Origin of the sequence: Alteromonas sp. S005 (genome assembly GCF_036864475.1) — a bacterium.
Lineage (GTDB): Bacteria > Pseudomonadota > Gammaproteobacteria > Enterobacterales > Alteromonadaceae > Alteromonas.
The window spans coordinates 111,409-128,270 of record NZ_JAZETN010000013.1 but is presented as its reverse complement, the minus strand read 5'-3'; the positions used below and the strand labels follow the sequence as shown (position 1 = coordinate 128,270).

Annotated in this window: 16 protein-coding genes; 8 read left to right on the top strand and 8 right to left on the bottom strand. The window is 43.5% G+C overall.

Going from position 1 to position 16,862, the window contains the following annotated elements; translation table 11 throughout:
• The 3 genes from V7R55_RS14870 to V7R55_RS14860 all read right to left on the bottom strand — a co-directional run.
• Positions 1-292 (bottom strand): IS110 family transposase (locus tag V7R55_RS14870; protein ID WP_334060080.1); only part of this gene is annotated, 292 nt, incomplete at its 3' end.
• A gap of 158 nt (positions 293-450) precedes the next feature.
• Positions 451-753 carry a type II toxin-antitoxin system RelE/ParE family toxin gene (locus V7R55_RS14865; protein WP_334060079.1) on the bottom strand — a complete coding sequence of 101 codons (303 nt, stop codon included), beginning with the start codon at positions 751-753 and terminating at the stop codon, positions 451-453.
• Positions 750-992, bottom strand: coding sequence for a type II toxin-antitoxin system ParD family antitoxin (locus tag V7R55_RS14860; RefSeq protein ID WP_239259152.1), 243 nt, complete (start codon positions 990-992; stop codon positions 750-752). The genes V7R55_RS14865 and V7R55_RS14860 overlap by 4 nt, the downstream gene beginning before the upstream one ends.
• A gap of 165 nt (positions 993-1,157) precedes the next feature.
• Here V7R55_RS14860 and V7R55_RS14855 point away from each other — a divergent pair, with 165 nt between their 5' ends.
• From V7R55_RS14855 to V7R55_RS14835, 5 genes are all read left to right on the top strand, one after another.
• Positions 1,158-1,514, top strand: coding sequence for a DUF2750 domain-containing protein (locus V7R55_RS14855; protein WP_334060078.1), 357 nt, complete (start codon positions 1,158-1,160; stop codon positions 1,512-1,514).
• Positions 1,515-1,637: 123 nt separating this feature from the next.
• The gene (locus tag V7R55_RS14850; RefSeq protein ID WP_334060077.1) at positions 1,638-2,066 is read left to right on the top strand and encodes a hypothetical protein; all 429 of its coding nucleotides are present in this window, start codon (positions 1,638-1,640) and stop codon (positions 2,064-2,066) included.
• Positions 2,067-2,608: 542 nt separating this feature from the next.
• Entirely contained in the window at positions 2,609-3,067 is a 459-nt protein-coding gene (locus V7R55_RS14845) for a nuclear transport factor 2 family protein (protein WP_334060076.1), read from the top strand.
• An 893-nt stretch (positions 3,068-3,960) separates the two neighbouring features.
• Positions 3,961-4,359 (top strand): MmcQ/YjbR family DNA-binding protein, encoded by a 399-nt coding sequence (locus tag V7R55_RS14840; protein WP_334060075.1) that lies wholly within the window; start codon positions 3,961-3,963, stop codon positions 4,357-4,359.
• Positions 4,349-5,140, top strand: a complete 792-nt coding sequence (locus V7R55_RS14835; RefSeq protein ID WP_334060074.1) for a PhzF family phenazine biosynthesis protein — start codon at positions 4,349-4,351, stop codon at positions 5,138-5,140. Before V7R55_RS14840 ends, V7R55_RS14835 begins: the two co-directional genes overlap by 11 nt.
• A gap of 158 nt (positions 5,141-5,298) precedes the next feature.
• Here V7R55_RS14835 and ggt read toward each other — a convergent pair whose 3' ends face one another.
• A complete protein-coding gene (gene ggt / locus V7R55_RS14830) occupies positions 5,299-7,056 on the bottom strand; it encodes a gamma-glutamyltransferase (protein WP_334060073.1) in 1,758 nt (585 codons plus the stop codon).
• A gap of 14 nt (positions 7,057-7,070) precedes the next feature.
• On the bottom strand, positions 7,071-7,835 hold the full coding sequence (locus V7R55_RS14825; RefSeq protein WP_334060072.1) for an enoyl-CoA hydratase: 765 nt from the start codon (positions 7,833-7,835) through the stop codon (positions 7,071-7,073).
• Between the two features lie 111 nt (positions 7,836-7,946).
• Here V7R55_RS14825 and rrtA point away from each other — a divergent pair, with 111 nt between their 5' ends.
• Positions 7,947-8,531, top strand: coding sequence for a rhombosortase (rrtA, locus tag V7R55_RS14820; protein WP_334037388.1), 585 nt, complete (start codon positions 7,947-7,949; stop codon positions 8,529-8,531).
• 199 nt (positions 8,532-8,730) lie between these two features.
• On the opposite strand, the gene V7R55_RS14815 is transcribed toward rrtA, so the two are convergent.
• Positions 8,731-11,226 carry a S9 family peptidase gene (locus V7R55_RS14815; RefSeq protein WP_334060071.1) on the bottom strand — a complete coding sequence of 832 codons (2,496 nt, stop codon included), beginning with the start codon at positions 11,224-11,226 and terminating at the stop codon, positions 8,731-8,733.
• A gap of 177 nt (positions 11,227-11,403) precedes the next feature.
• Between V7R55_RS14815 and V7R55_RS14810 the strand changes: the two genes are divergently transcribed.
• Positions 11,404-11,958 carry a glutathione peroxidase gene (locus tag V7R55_RS14810; RefSeq protein ID WP_334060070.1) on the top strand — a complete coding sequence of 185 codons (555 nt, stop codon included), beginning with the start codon at positions 11,404-11,406 and terminating at the stop codon, positions 11,956-11,958.
• A 163-nt stretch (positions 11,959-12,121) separates the two neighbouring features.
• Here the strand turns inward: V7R55_RS14810 and V7R55_RS14805 are convergent, their stop codons facing one another.
• Positions 12,122-12,724: an FMN-dependent NADH-azoreductase gene (locus V7R55_RS14805; protein ID WP_334060069.1), complete on the bottom strand. Its 603-nt coding sequence runs from the start codon at positions 12,722-12,724 to the stop codon at positions 12,122-12,124.
• 240 nt (positions 12,725-12,964) lie between these two features.
• On the opposite strand from V7R55_RS14805, the gene V7R55_RS14800 reads away from it, so the two are divergent.
• Positions 12,965-15,433 (top strand): CHRD domain-containing protein, encoded by a 2,469-nt coding sequence (locus V7R55_RS14800; RefSeq protein ID WP_334060068.1) that lies wholly within the window; start codon positions 12,965-12,967, stop codon positions 15,431-15,433.
• Positions 15,434-15,541: 108 nt separating this feature from the next.
• On the opposite strand, the gene V7R55_RS14795 is transcribed toward V7R55_RS14800, so the two are convergent.
• Positions 15,542-16,783, bottom strand: coding sequence for a cystathionine gamma-synthase family protein (locus tag V7R55_RS14795; protein ID WP_334060067.1), 1,242 nt, complete (start codon positions 16,781-16,783; stop codon positions 15,542-15,544).
• Between the last annotated feature and the right edge of the window lie 79 nt (positions 16,784-16,862).

Genomic DNA, 16,862 nt, shown 5'->3' with positions numbered 1-16,862 from the left:
CTTGAGCAATCGCCAATGCATCATTTTTATCCGTCTTTTGGTTCTGCCTAACAGCTTTGACCAACTTGGCACTAATAAGTCGAGCATCATGACCGGCTTCGATAGCGCGTTGATACCAATAGTTTGATGTAGAGCAGGCTTCGAACGCTACAGTAAGGGGTTTCGATTTGGCTAACCAAGCCGAAAACTCATCAACACTCATCTCTACATTAGACGTAACTTTCTTACCGTTTAATGTACAAACCTGAATTATATTTTTTGCTAAATCAACGCCGACTTTAGTACGATACATATTAAGGACTCTCTTTAATATTTTTTGTGTGGTAACAAAAATATCACCCCAAACCCACAGGTGCGGGGGAGTCCAATTATCTCGCTGGGACAGTAACACATGGGCTCTGTCGCTTCGCTCCGATTTTAGCCCATGTATTACTGCCCCTTATTAGGGTGTTATACGCCAAAGCGTACAGGATTTACATCCATACTTTTATGGAGGATTCTTATGACCAAAATTTCCTGACTGCCTGTTTGTTTGTAGAAAATAACATGGCTACCTTGAGGAAGTTTTTTGTATCCATCTTTTATTTCATCGCAGCTTTTACCAATATCAGGATTTTCAGACAACATCCAAAATAAATCATCGAATTGTTTAAGATATACATTTCGCTGTTCTCTACCCCATTTCCGTTGCGTAAACAATGCAATATCTTTTAGATCTGATTTTGCTAGTACGGTTAACTTAAATGGTTTCACTCTTTTAATTCACCGTCTAGCTCTGATATCAGATGCTCAAGGTCGTATTCAGTCTCGCCGCTTTCTTCACCTGCTACAAGTAATTGACGCAGAGTGTTTAATTTGGTTTCCTGTGTTTCTAGCAAGCGAAGAGCTGAACGAATCACCTCACTTGCTGAACCATACCGACCAGTTTGAATTTGGCTAGCAATAAAGCCATCAAAATGGTCTCCAAGGGTAATGCTGGTGTTTTTAGCCATCTGGTTTCTCCAAATACCAATATATACCTAATTATGGTACTTGCGCATTGTAAGTCAATAGCGTATATCAATCACATTAAGCCGCTCGCTGGGACAGTAACACATGGGCTCTGGGATTTTAGCCCATGCGTTACTGTCACTTATGTGAGTGTTAGGAGACAAGGGATGTCAGCAGGAGTCGCTCAAGCGAACAGGTTTTATGAAGAAGTCGCAGAGACTAGAGTTGTCTGGTTTGGAGCTTTTCCAAATGAGATGCTCTTAGAGTTTGACGTGAGCGACGACAAGGTGTCTTTGCCTGTATGGTCTTCCAAGTCGAGAATCGAAAGACTTAAAAAACTAAATCCAGATCTACTCGGTAATGTGGAAGCAAGAAGTATTAGTTGGGAGCAGTTTAAAGAGCACTTTTTACCTATCTTGCCAGATGACAAAAAAGTAGTGGGAGTAAACCTTTCAGGGAAAAATCTTTCAGGCATCGACATTCTCGCATCACTTTTAGTTAAGCAAGTTGAGGCATTTTGGTAATGTCTCCTAACAAAAAAATTATGTCGCCCGCAAACGGGCTGGGACACGCACAAGCAGGCGGCTTCGCCATTATCGCCTGCCTGTTCGTGCCCCATATTTAAGCGTTACGCATCAGGAAGATTCATGGACCGACTGCCTCTTTCACCAGAACCGGATAACAAACATTTGTTATTAAGAATGGCGGCGTCAGACACTTTTAGTCTGGCATTAACTGTGGCTTTGTTTGGAAGTGCTCTATCAACAATTCGCCCAGAAAGCATTCTTTGGGGGTTAGCTGGCCTATTTTGTCTTTACCTTTTCGTAAGTGACTGCACAGAAAAAAGTGAAGTCACTGTGTTAATGAAGAATATTTCTTCATTTAGGGCATACTCAATTTTAACCTATATCACAGTTGCTCTTTCAGGCTTTATGGTAATTTTTGGCGCACCTTTAATTTTTAATACCATTGTTATTATTCCTGTTGTTACAAATGCATTAATAGTCCGACCATTTGTGTTCGCAGACTTATATAAGAAAAACTATACAAGGTTGTTTGGGATCGTTGATGCATAACACGCTCCCTTTGGTCACTGGGGCGCATACACGTGCGCGGCTTCGCCATTTTAGCCCTCGTGTTACTGCCCCTTATGTGGATGATATTTGCTTCAATGAAAAGGTTTATACCAATTTGAATAAAGAAATAAAACGAAGCACAGTTTACCTAGTGATTACTACTATCGTGTCGTTACTAATCTTAAGAAATGTAGGTAACGGGGTAGAACTTGTCTCTAGCCGTCGCGGTTCGGAGATACATATTTTTGTTATATATGTTTTATCTCTCTTTTTTGTTGGCTATTCGTTGTTTTCTTTAGTGAGGGCTGCCGCTTTTACTACAATTGGCCCTGACTCATTTTGGCGTAAAAACATATGGGATATCATACTTGGCCCTGTTACAGATAACAGTGAGACGCAATGATAAGATGTTTTTCAATCGCACATAACAAGGCGCTAAACTCGTTCGCTGCGGTCACTTGGACACAAACGCAGGGCGGCTTCGCCATTACGCCCCACATGTCTGCGCCCGTTATTGGAAAGTTATACACACAAGGAACATTATGTATAAGCTCTTACTTTTATTTGTCTTTTTATCTCTTTCGTTTACCGCCAATGCTGCTCTCTCAGAGAGAGAACTGGAGCAACTAGCGACAAAATTTGTGGAAGCCAAAAATGCTCGCCAGCAACCTAATACTACAATTCAGGATATTGATGCCTTTATTAATTTAATTGCAGATGAATTCGTCGATGAACATGTGAAGTTTAAAGTAACGATTACGGAAAAATCCGCTTTACGTGAAGGCCTGATCGCCAAAATGAGTGACAAGATTTACTACAGTTCAATAGTAATAAATCAAATAATGACTGGGGGAAATGTTGCCATTATCAAAATGACTGAGTCAGGAAAAGTCAGGCCAAATCATTTAGACAAAGATATAACCTACAGCTCAGTAAATATAGTAACCTTAGAATTCAATAAGGATAAGTTGATTACGCATATTCGCAGGCATCACGGTTAATGTGTGTAGAACAAAACGCTGTTGGCACTCCCTTCGGTCGCTGGGACGCATACACGCGGGCCGGCTTCGCCATTATGCCCCACGCAACTGCGCCGCTTAGCTCAATGTTATGTGCTAATCTGTGTAATGAAAAATAAAAGGACCTATTAAGTGAAATCACTAGTATTCTTAATTCTAAGTATACCTCTGCTAAGCGCCTGTATAGTAGTTCCAGAAACCGATACGGCTAAGGTGAACAAGTGTGAGATATCCTCGGACCGCAAAACACTCAAAGTTGTCAATGGTTTTGAGGATACAAATACCTTCTATTCAATCAGTGGGCTTCTATTAATACCAATATCAGGTGTTGTTTCCGGCACATACGTAGCCATCAATAATGTCTACCATCTTGGGGAGGAAACACTTGTCTGTGGGTCTGAAAATGCACGCACATAAAACCCCAATTAATTCGCTCACTTCGTTCGCTGGGGCACAAGCAAGCAGTGCGGTTTTGTGATTGTGCTATGCTAATGGCACCTTATTTAAACGTAATAAGTAATCATAAATAATAGGAAGTATTAATGAATATAAATGCTACGTTTCTTGGGCAAATCATACTCGTTTTCGCTCTATTTATGGCTGTTACTGGCTTTTACTTTGGAAAGCGCAAGACTACATCGCCTATAGCTACCTCTGTGATTGCTTTTTTAACAGCTTTTCTCCCGCCCTTAGCATTAGTATTTTTAATTGTCTTGGTTTCAAAGAAGGATATAAAAACGAGCACGGAGGTTTAATGAGAGAAATAACAAATGCTATTTCAGAGTTAATCAGCAAGCATCGTAGTGACAGCAAAACATAAGATTGTGATAAAGATCGATGACTCATGCTATGACAATTAGTTAAAGTGAGTAACTATGACCCTCGACGAATTCAATCATTTTTGTAAATCACTGCCCCACACTACTCATGTCGTTCAGTGGGGAAATTCTGAGGTATGGAAAATTGGCAATAAAGTTTTTGCTATAGGCAGCATCGGCAAAGACGGACGCCCTGCTTTTACCTTTAAAACGTCTGAGCAAAACTATTATTTTCTAGAAGAAAAGCCTGGCTATAGGCCAGCCCCCTATCTTGCTAGTCGCGGAATGAAGTGGATACAGCAATACAACTGTGAGAGCGATGAAAATGAAGCGTTAGAATACTATTTAAGGGCATCTTATAAACTAGTATCCTTGGGATTAACCAAGAAAATGCAAAAAGAGCTTGGTTTAAATCAAGCTAAAAAAACAGTGGGTGTGCGTTCTCATGAAAATTAAAATAAACGTTGTTGATGCATTTACTAATGTAAGGTTTAAAGGCAATCCTGCTGCTGTAGTTATAACAGGTAAATGGCTTAGCGATGAAAAAATGCAAGAAATCGCTGCTGAAAATAATCTTTCAGAAACCGCATTTTTAGTTGAAGACGATAACGGTGTATTCGCTATCCGCTGGTTTTCCCCTGTGACGGAAATCGATTTTTGTGGTCATGCTACTTTAGCTTCTGCGTTTGTTATTTTTAGCGAAAACTACCAACTGCCGCACATTTCGCTTTTCGCCAAGTCGGTGGGGATGATGAAAGTTGTTAAGAAAGAAGACGGTTTCATTCAAATGGACTTCCCTAATAGAATACCCAGCCCTGCCGGTGAAGTGCCTGAAGCGTTACTAAAAGGGCTTTCTATCAAGCCCCAAAGCATTCTAAAAAATAACCAAGCTTATTTTGCTGTTTATTCAAATGAAGATGATGTTTTAAGCGTAATTCAAGACAGCGAACAACTAAAAACACTAGCACCTTATGATGTGGTAGTGACAGCACCGGGTACTCAATTTGACTTCGTATCTCGTTATTTCTGGCCTGCGAACGGCGGTGATGAAGACCCGGTTACCGGTTCAATCCACACTGGGCTAGCGCCGTATTGGGGAAAAGTGTTTGGACGGTCAAAGCTTATGGCTTATCAGGCATCTAAACGCGGCGGCACATTAAAATGTGAGGTGGCAGGCGACCGCGTGCTTATTTCTGGCCAAGCGGTGTCTTACCTTGAAGGTTATATTAATATTTGATGGTTGATTGGCTTACATGGACTAGTCGATAAAAGATAACTCTTCTCTCGAGTGTTACCGCCCGTCTCAAACAAAAAAAGCGGAAGATATTTAACCCTCCGCTTTCTCTCACGCAACAGCGCTTTGCTGCATCTAGTTTTAACTAGGCAAACGCCAAATTAGCGCCCTACTGCAATGCCTTCTCTGCGAGGATCTGCGCCGCCAATTAATTTACCTGATTTAAACTGGATTCCGTGAAGACCGCTGTTTAAATCTACTACTTTAACATTGTGGCCTAGCGCCTTTAATGGCTCTTCAAGCTCAGCCATTGGTGTGCCCTTCTCTAGCGCAGTGTAGTCGTTTCTATTAGTTATTTTAGGTAAGTTGATGGCCTGCTGAATATCTAAGCCAAAGTCTAAAACACCTATTAGGGTTTGAGCGACGTAGCTTACAATTCTAGAGCCGCCCGGCGAACCTACAACAACCTCAAGGTTCCCTTCTTTGTCGAACACCATTGTAGGGCTCATTGCGCTTCTAGGGCGTTTACCAGGTTCTACGCGATTTGGAACAGGGAAACGGTTTTTAGTCGGCGAAAATGAAAAGTCGGTAAGCTGATTATTGAGCAGGAAGCCTTCTACCATAATCCCAGAACCAAACATAAATTCTATGCTTGTGGTCATTGATACTGCATTACCTTCTTTGTCTACGATAGAGACATGCGAAGTGTTAGGCAGTTCCATTGACGTACCAAGCGCAACATTCGCATCAGCGTACGGATTACCCGCGCGCTTGCGACGCCACGCTTTATCAACAGCAATATTTTCAGCCCGGCGGTCAAGATAAGCGGTGTTGATCATGGCCGCAAACGGCAGGTTAGTAAAATCGCTATCTGCTATAAACTTCTCGCGATCAGCATACGAAAGCGCACTTGCCTGCGTGTACAAATTCGCAAACTCTACTGAATCCGGCGCATACTGGCTAAGGTCAAAACCTTCTAACATTTTAAGAATTTGATAGACGTTCACGCCACCAGAGCTAGGCGGTGCCATACCGCAGATACGCTTTTCGTGATATAGCCCACAAACAGGTTCGCGCTTTACAGGCTCGTAGTTTGCTAAGTCATCTAACGTCATCTGGCCTGGGTTGATTTCAGCGCTATTTACCGCTTTTACTATTTTTTCAGCGACCTCGCCTTTTAATAAATAGTCGCTGCCCTTTTCCGCAATACCTCTAAGAGTCTTGGCGAGCTTTTTGTTTTTCTTAACCGTACCTTCTTTTAACGGCAGGCCTGCCGGGAAGAAATAAGTAGAGCTTGCTGGAAAGGTTTTAAGGCCTGGGTGATAGTCTAAGGCAACAAGTTTGGCTAAACGCGGCGATACTTTAAAGCCGTCTTCAGCTGTTTTGATTGTATCGTCAAACAGCGTATTCCAAGGTAGCTTGCCGAACTCGCCTTGAGCCATTTCTAACGCTTTTACTGCACCAGGCACGCCTACTGACTTACCGCCTACTACGGCATCTAACCAGCGCATTGGCTTATTACCTTCAATAAACCAATGAGAATTGACCGCTTTCGGTGCTGTTTCACGGCCATCGAAGGTGTGAAGTACTTTGTTCTTATTATCCCAATAAAGGATAAATGCACCACCACCGATGCCTGACGATTGCGGCTCAACTAGAGAAAGCATTGATTGAACAGCCACCGCAGCGTCAATCGCGCTGCCGCCCTTTTCTAAAATATTCTTTCCTGCCCAAGACGCATAGGGGTTTGCCGCTACTACCATATAGTCTTTGGCTTCAAATGCCTTTTTTTCTATGTAGCCTGTAGCCGCTTCAGGCTCACCAACTTCGCGAGTTTGTTTAGCGTTCGCTCCAAAAATGAAGCAACTAGATAATGCAAGTGTAACAACTGAAGCTCTGAACAAAACACTGCGTCTCAAAATAATACTTCCTCTTATTTAAATTTTTCGGGGTTAATTGGCCGTTTCTTTAGAAACGCATCAAACGCTTCTTGGGCTGCGGTTGTGCCCAACGCTTCTAAAAATATATCGAACTCTTCATTTATCTGTTGGTTCGTTCGCTCCCCATCGCCTTTTAATAACGCCTTAGTCTGTCTAAGCGAGAATGAAGGCTTGGCAACGAGTTTTTCTACTGTTGATTGAACCGTTTGATCTATTTCTTTCGCGTCGATTATTTTAGTCAGAATACCAAATTGATAAGCATCGGCAGAAGTAAAGGGTTCACCTAGCATTAACCATTCTGCCGCTTTGATATGACCTGCAACCTTAGGCAAAAGATAACTTGATGCATACTCGGGAACAAGCCCTAAGTTGATGAATGGTAGAACAAATCGGGTATCTGGTGTGGCGTACACAAAATCGCAGTGCAGTAAAAGCGTTGTGCCTATACCTACCGCCAAGCCCTGAACTTGTGCAATAACCGGTAAATTACATGCAGCCAAAGCTCGCATAAAGGCAGCTGTCTCAGGCACCTGAGCGTGCTCTTGTTGCTGCGCAAAGTCGCCAATATCATTCCCTGCGGTAAAACAATCGCCGGCACCTTTTATCACCACCACTTTCGTAAAGCCATCGTTCTTTGCACCTATTATGGCATTCGCCATTTCTTGATACATGTCGCGTGTTAACGCATTTTTCTTATCGGTTCGGTTAAGTGTAATGGTTAAGCATTGCTGATTTGTTTCGGTAATAATGTAAGACATAATTACTCCTTTACTGTCGTCTTTTTGTTTTGGGCGTACTTCAGTTTTCACCCTGTAGGCAATTTCTGTATCATAGCCAGCAAATTCTAAATTCAAAAATAACTAACACTGATGATGTCACTGCCGTTTTCGCTTAAGTATAGCGCTGGTCCTTTATTTATTGCGCTATGCTCCGTTGTCGCGTTTTTCTTTGAGCCTATGTCTGGCAATTTTTTGGCTTACGACAGGTACGCCATTCAAGGTCTAGAAACTTGGCGAATAGTCAGCGGCAATATCGTGCATACCAATGGCTACCACCTACTTTTAAATTTAGCAGGTCTGGCGCTATTGTGGGCCCTACACGGTGAACATTATCGCATTGGTTTGTACTTAAAAGTTTTTGTATGGTGCTGCTTAGGAACCAGTGTCGGGCTTTATTTCTTCTCTCCAGATCTGATTTGGTACGCCGGTTTATCTGGCGCATTACACGGTATTTTCGCATGGGGCGCCTGTGTTGATATAAAAGAGAAAATGAAGTCGGGTTGGTTATTGCTTATAGGTCTAGCCATCAAGGTGGGATACGAACAAATTGACGGTAGTAGTGAACAAGTTGCAAACCTGATTGACGCAAAAGTTGCCGTAGACGCGCATTTATTCGGTGCGCTTACGGGTATCGCAATCTTTTTACTTATGTTTATTACGGCGAAAAGAAAATAGAAACTCGAGCGATATAGCGTCACTCTTTTTGCGCATTTTAATTCGTTAAAGCAGATTAATGTGCTGAAGCAAAAAGTGAAGATTTTAAAAAGGCCCGAATTCACTGAATTTGGGCCTTTTGCTGTATGCGATGAAAGCTATTAGGTCATAAACAACCCAGCACCTTTTTGATGCTGGGCGATTCAAGTCGAAGCTTTGGTTATAAGTTTTCTTCAAATAACCTATAGATACGGCGGTATTCATCAAGCCATGAGCTTGGCTGCACAAAGCCATGTGGCTCTACCGGATAAATGGCCGTTTCAAAGTCTTCCTTTTCAAGCTCGATAAGACGCTGTACCAAACGCACGGTGTCGTGGAAAAACACATTGTCATCAACCATAGGCGCATTGATAAGCAACGGCTTTTCTAGCCCATCTGCGAAATAAATTGGCGAGCTACGTTCAAACGCGATGGGATCGATATCAGGCGTATTCAGAATATTAGCCGTATATGGCGTGTTGTAATGCGCCCAGTCAGTTACCGGACGAAGTGCAGCTCCTGCCGCAAACAGATCTGGCGCGGTAAACATAGACATAAAGGTTAAGAAGCCGCCGTATGAACCGCCGTATGTGCCAATACGCTCACGATCTACATTTGCATTTTCAACAAGCCAGTTAACACCATCACGCAAATCTTGCACTTCAGGCGTACCCATTTGACGGTAAATAGCGGTTCGCCAATCACGCCCGTAGCCAGCACTAGCGCGATAGTCCATATCTAGTACGACATAGCCTTGCTGCACTAACATGCTATGGAACATGTATTCTCTAAAGTAACCAGACCACCCCATGTGGGCGTTTTGCAAGTAGCCTGCACCGTGATTAAACACTACCGCTTTATTTGGTGCCGTCTTGTCGTAATTTTCCGGTAAATATACTCGTGCGTAAATAGGTGCATCGGTATGCGACGATTCAATAGCAACGATGTTAGGCACCGCCCATGGAAGTGCATTAAAATCTGCACTGGAGCTTTGCGTGATTTGCTTTGCCGCTGTTGTTTCGTTTGCTGGCTTAATGTAAAGCTCTTGTGGTTGATTCACCTTGCTATGGCTTAGCAGCAAACTTTTACCATCCGGGCTAAGTGCATAGTCTGTCATACCATTCAAATCAGTCATGGTATCGATGGTATTGTCACTTAAATCTGCACGATAAACTTCGTAAAGCCCCGGGTGCTCCATATTAGCTTTAAAGTAGATATAATTGTCATCGCTAGAAAGCGTTAAATCGTCAACAATAAAACGGCCGCTGGTTAGCGCGACAGGCTTCTCGCCAGGCTTTTGAACGTATAAGTGAGAGTAACCAGTATGCTCAGACTGATAGTAAAGCGTCTCGCTGTCATTTAGCCAATCAAATGCGTTGAAACGGTAGTTTACCCACGCATCGTCATGAAGCCTATGTTGGTTTTCTAGCGTTTTATTCGCTAAGTCGACCGTTGCAATCCAGCGGTCTTTGTTGTCCCACGCTTCTAGCATAACGGCAACAGCGTTACCGTTTTTGTGCCAGCGAATTGAAGGTTTGGTCCAGTACCAGCTTTGCAGCAAAGTGATATCGCGCGGCAGACGATTAACTTCATAGGTCTCGCCATTGGCCTTCGCGTTTTCTTCTTTTACGTCTGCGAGTACGTCATCATTGTAACCAGGCAAATTAAAGTATTTAAGTTCACTCTTCTCGCCTGTTTTCAAATTAAGCAGCCACAGTTCATGATTTACCGATTCTGCATCTGCAACACGTTGGCGTACGGGTTTCGCGGCAATACGGCTGTCTTCTTGGATATAATGCGGCATGATGTCGCTGTCATCACGAGACGGCTTACTTTCCGTGGTGGCGACTACTGCAAAGTTACCCGCAGGTGATACGCTAATACCCGCTAGTCGATGCGACTTATCAAAGTAAAACGGCGTAGGTGCTACACTGCTGTTTTCTTTGGCCAACGCTTTTTGAGCGTCGTCTTTTTCTTGTCTGTTTTTGCGCTGTAGTTTGATGTATTCCACCAGCGACTGTTGCTGCTCGGCAATATAATCTTTAGGCGGCTCAACCGCTTTGGGTTCGTCGCTAAACTCCCAGCTCAATAATTCTTCGCGGGTGCCGTTAGATAGGTCTATAGCAATAAATTTGTTACCGCTTAACGCCATTAAGCGGCCATCAGTCATAAATGAAAGAGTTGACAGCGCATTCCCGCCACGCGCGATACGCACGGTTTCACCGTTGGTAAATTGCACATAAACACTGTCTTCAAATGAATAAGCAATTACACCATCATTTCTTACTACACGTTCGTCAAAACGATACTTGTGTAAATCTGATAATGGCGCTTTTACGGCATTTGCAGGGTTTGAGAGTTCAGCAATATAAACATCTGTTAACGCGCTATTCTGTCTTTCTTTTTCAAAAACAATTTTATCGCCATTGACCGACCACCCCATACCTTCGGGTAGCGCGCCCATCCATTGAGGGTCTGACATTATTTGCTTTAAAGTAATTTCACCATTTTTCACGCTGTTCTGAGGCGCGACATCGGGTGTAACGGTTTGCTGGACAGTGGCAGCAGGAAGCGATGTAGACGCTGCTTGGCTAGATGATTCGTTAGTAGTGCTTGCACATCCGCCCAACGCAAAAGTAACGCTAGCCGCGATGAGTAAAGAAGAGTATTTTTTCATTATTTTAAGTCGTTGTTATGTAAAAAACGTTAACATTATACGCAGAGCAGTTACTAATACGCTAACGTTCATCGATTGAGATAGTGAACCAAACGTAAACCCTCTGCGTTTATGGTTGTGAAACTGGTCTGTCGGACTGAACAAAATAACAAAAATTCACTGATGAGGTAAAACACTATGAAAGCGAAAGGTTTTGTACCTGCATTGCTTGCGCTCAGCTTTTTCACGACTCCTAGCTTTGCGAGCGAGTGCCCCAGCGTACTAAAGTTCATGAAGCGTAAGCTCAACTCACAAGAAACGGTGAATTTTTGTAACGAATATGCCGGAAAGACCCTTTTAGTGGTGAACACAGCCAGCTATTGCGGCTACACGCCACAATTTGAAGGTTTAGAAGCCCTTTATAGTGACTACAAAGACAAAGATTTTGTTGTACTTGGCTTCCCCTCGCACGATTTTAACCAAGAAGATAATGATGAAGGCAAAACGGCAGAACTGTGTGAATTGACTTATGGCGTAAAGTTTCCGATGTTTGAACCGATATCGGTAAAAGGTGACGACGCCGATCCTATGTATAGAATGCTAAAAACCGCCACCGGCAAAGCGCCCTCTTGGAACTTCAATAAATACTTAATTGACAGCACGGGTAAACAAATCACCCATTATCCTAGCTCAACAAAGCCTACTGATCCTGACTTCATTGCCGATGTAGAAGCACTCATCAAGGGTGAATAGGTATTCGCTTGTTCTTTTTGTTTTAAAAAAATACTCTCAAAAGTTTTGCTCATAAAAAAGCCCCGCGTAACACGCGGGGCAATCAAGCACACTCAACTTGGAACACACTTTTAGCTGAAAACATACTTTCTACGTTTTAGCTAACTGCATTAATTTAGTGTGTTTAGTTGTTGGTTAGTTCAATAATTTTTTCGCTTGCTTCAGAAAAAGCCTTGTTTGCTTGCTCTTCGCCCATGTTAAGTCCTTCAGCGTAAACGAATTTTACGTCACTGATACCAACAAAATTTAAAAAGTGTTTTAAATACGGCGTTTGCGTATCAAAGTCTGAACCTGCATACACACCACCACGAGCGGCAAAAACAGTAGCTGATTTATTTTCTAGCAATCCGACAGGACCTGTCTCGGTATACTTAAATGTTATACCTGCTCTTGCAATACGGTCGAAGTAAGCTTTTAAGCTCGATGGAATGCCAAAGTTGTACATTGGCACGGCCAGCACAATTTCGTCAGCCGCTTTCACTGCTTCAACAATGTCATCAGAGACTTTTGCCAATGCCTGTTGTGATTCATTTCGCTCAGACGCCTCAGTCATCCACGCCTGCATTTCTTCACCTGTTAAATGAGGCAGTGCCAGAGAGGCAGCATCAACGCGGCTAATTCGTACCGAATCGTCGGTTTTAAGTTTTGAAAGGTACTCGTTTGCAAGCTTTGAAGAATTACCTTGACTGCCGTTAAGGCTGGAAAATATAGCTAACACTGTTTTCATGCCGAACTCCAATAATTGTTGTTTCGATAACGTGTAGATATGTTAATGCAAATAGGTTGAATGAAAATATCAAAAACATGAAGGCTTCGTTCTATTTTGTAGAACAAAAATACCGAGGACAATACTTATTGTAAATTTCTTGAAAACATTACATTAGCTTAATGTTGCAAGGAGGTTGATCTTCTCTTATTTGCTCAGCGTAACCGAGTTTGCCACAACACAATTAAGAGGATACAAAAAATGAGAAGGACCAAAGCGCTCCTTGCATGTTCAATACTACCACTATTTTTAATCGGTTGCTCTGATGATGACGATGATGAAGTCGTTGAAGTTCCCGCCCCCGTTATCGAGTATTCAAACGTTCGTGTTGTTCACGCGGCATCTGACGCTCCCATGGTCAATGTCACCGCTAATGACGCGATTCTAAATGGTTTGGAAAATGTAGATTATCAGGTCGCTTCATCGCGTTTTGAAGTTGAAACGGGTACGTATGACATTGGGGTAACTGGTATTCTCCCTGGTGAAAACGCTGAAGTACTGCAGGCCGACGTCACGTTAGAAGCAGATGTAAATTACGATATTTTCGCTGTTGGAAATGTTGCTGACGAAACCTTATCGTTACTCACTGTCACCAGCATGGAAACCGCAGTTGAAGCTGGCAATGCCCAGGTACAGATTGTTCATGCAGCATCGATGGCGCCAATGGTTGATATCTATGTTACTGCGCCAGAAGCAGATATCACCGCTGAACAGCCACTCGTCACCGCGGAATTCACTGACGCAACTGATTTAATTCAAGTACCTGCAGGCGATTACCAAATTCGTATTACACCTGCCGGTGAGACAACGGTTGTATACGACTCTGGTACAGTAAACCTAGCAGACGGCGCTGATTTGCTTATTGCCGCTACCAATAATGTGGGTACCGGTGATTCACCAGTAACACTTTTAGCCGCAGACGGTGACAGCAGTTTTAAAATTTGGGATGCAGAAGCGGGGGCCGAAATACGCGTAGTACATGGCATCAGCGACGCACCAGCTGTGGACGTTATTGCTAACAACGAAATTGTGCTGGTAGACGGAATACAGTTCCCGCGCACCACAGACTATTTGTCTGTCGCAGCCGGTGACTATCTCATTGACGTTGTAGCCGATAGCGACAACAGTGTTGTGGCAATTGACGATGCTGAGTTGACGCTAGAAGTAGGTATGTCTTATACCGCTATCGCAAACAATGTGTTAACTGCGCCAGAGCTTGATGTGCTTGTTGATATGCCCCGCTCCGTAGCGACAGAAGCGAAAGTGCGTATTGTACATGCTTCACCTTCAGCGGGTAACGTCGATATTTACGTAACCGCAGATGGCGAAATTGATGCGGTTGACCCGGCATTTGCCGATATTGCATATGAGACTGGCGAGCTTGTTGAAACAGGTTACGTAAGCCTTGCGGAAGGTGACTATGTGGTAACGGTTACACCAACAGGCACCAAAACAGCAGCAATTGAAACGGGCGTACTTTCACTAGAAAACGGTGAGATATACACAGCAATTGCCCTCGATGGCGCGATGGAAGGTGATTTACCTCAATTAGCGTTGCTTGATGGCCTTGCGCCACCTCCACCAGCTTTTAATGCTGATATGACTTACAACGTAAGTTTAAGTGGCTCACAAGAGGTACCCGCTGTTAATACTATGTCTACTGCAACGGCAGTGGTTGAAATTGATGAAGATTTGCCTGCATTTAGCGTAAGTGTAGATGTTTCTGGCCTAAGTGACGTTACTGGTGTACACGTGCATGATGGCGGCATTGGTATGAACGGCCCAGTTGCTTTCCCACTGACTGATGCTGGCAATGGTACCTATGTTTTAGCTGAAACTAACATTTCGCCGAGTAACCTAGATGCACTGACTAGTGGCGAATGGTATCTAAATGTTCACACCACAGCTAACCCTAGTGGTGAGGTCCGTGGCCAAATAGTTCCTGACACAACTGCGGTAGTAACATTCTCACTAAGCGGCAGCCAAGAGGTACCAGCAGTTGACACCATGGCAATGGGGTCTGGCTATGCGCTCTTCGACACCACAAACAACAATGTTTCTCTTGTGGCGGTAACCACTATCGATAACGCGACTATGGCGCACATTCACACTGGATTTGCTGGTGTAAATGGCCCTGTGCTAGAGGCGTTAGTCGAAAGCGAAGAGACAGCTGGCGTTTGGATGACAAATGGTACCGTAACGCTAGATGAAGCCACTGCTACGCAATTACTTTCAGGCGGTCACTATGTCAATGTACACACTGCGGCGTTTGCTGGTGGCGAAATTCGCGGTCAGATCACGCCTGACAACATTGAGGTATACGGCATCATTGCGAATGGCTTACAGGAAGTTCCGGCAGTAACTACAACGGCTTCTGGCGCTGGTGCATTCACGTTAAATACGTCAACAGGTGCATTGACAGGTAGCGTAACCATTACTGGTATGACAGCAACTATGGCGCATATCCACGAAGGTGAAGCGGGCGTAAACGGCGCTGTTATACTGGGTCTCAGCGCAGGCACTGACGGTATGTGGTCTGTACCTGCTAATACGACGTTAACTGCTGAACAAATGGATATTATGGCAGACAGTGGTCTTTACACAAACTTCCACTCAGACGCATTCCCAAGTGGTGAAATTCGTGGCCAAATCACGCTTGGTTTTGACTAACAGATGCCAGTCAAACATATTGCTTTAATTATATTGAACGCAATTAAAACAAAATAAAAAAGGGGCGAAAGCCCCTTTTTTTTGTACTTTAACTCAGCAAAACATCGTCTAAATCGTGTTTAGCGCTGCTTCAAAATCTGCAATCAGATCCTGAGTATCTTCAATACCTACCGAAATACGTAACATGGTATCGGAAATACCCATAAGCTCACGTTCTTCTGCCGAGTTCTCAAAATAGATAGTAGGCGCAACAGGTAATGCAAGGGTGCGATTATCGCCTAAGTGGGTGGCGCAAATTACCAATTCCATTTCGTTTAAAAACGAAACCGGATCAGCACCTTCGACGAGATCAAAGCTTAAAATTGCTCCGTAGCCACCGTTTAGGTATTCACGTGCCATGAAATGCTGAGGATGATCGGCAAGACCTGGATAAAACACTCTAGATACTTTTGGGTGATTGTCTAAAAACGTTGCTAGCTGCATAGCATTGTGTTGACTTCGAGATAGACGCAGATCTAAGGTTTCCATGCCCAATGCAATAGCGGTAGCTGACTGCGGTGCCAATGTAGCACCCAAGTCGCGAAGACCTTTCTTTTTAATTTGGGTAATGCCCCACTGCGCAATATCTGCTACCTGATAGGCTGGCTTGAGGTTATCAAACTTTGTCCAGTCGAAATTGCCAGTATCGACCACTGCTCCGCCTAACACATTACCGTGACCTGCAATGTATTTGGTTAATGAGCAAAACACCAGTGAAGCTTTAACATCTTTAGCGTAGAAAACTGGCGGCGGTGTCATGGTATTATCAACCATAAACAGCATGTGCTTTTCTTCACAGAATTGACCAATGGCGTGAAGATCAGCAACCTGTGTTACAGGGTTTGCCACGGTTTCCGTGTAAACACCTTTTGTGTTCGGCTGATACGCTTCTTGAACTTGCTGAATGTCGGTCACATCAGTGTACGTAACCTGCACACCAAAATCTTTAATGGTTTCGAAAAAGCTTCTTGTGTTGCCGAAAAGGTATTGGCTTACAATTAAATGATCGCCCGACTTTAACAAAGCGAATAAAGAACTGCTTATGGCCGCCATACCCGTTGAGTAGCACAGCGTACCCACTCCGCCTTCTAATTCGTTGAGCATATTTTGCAATGCAGCCACAGAAGGCGAAGAAGAACGAGAATAGACGTGAGCAGCGCGCTTGCCTTGAAACGCATCTATTATGCCTTGCGCATCTTTAAACTCAAAAAGAACCGAATTAGATGTGCTGCTGTGTACACCACCATGTTCCGGGGTGTTTAGCATGCGATCAGAATGTACCTGACGGGTTGTGAATCCCAATTTTGTCACGGGTGAAGCTCCGAAAATAGATGTTTGCGACCTAACCAAATACGCACTGTATTAGTCTATTTAAGACTGATGCGTACAT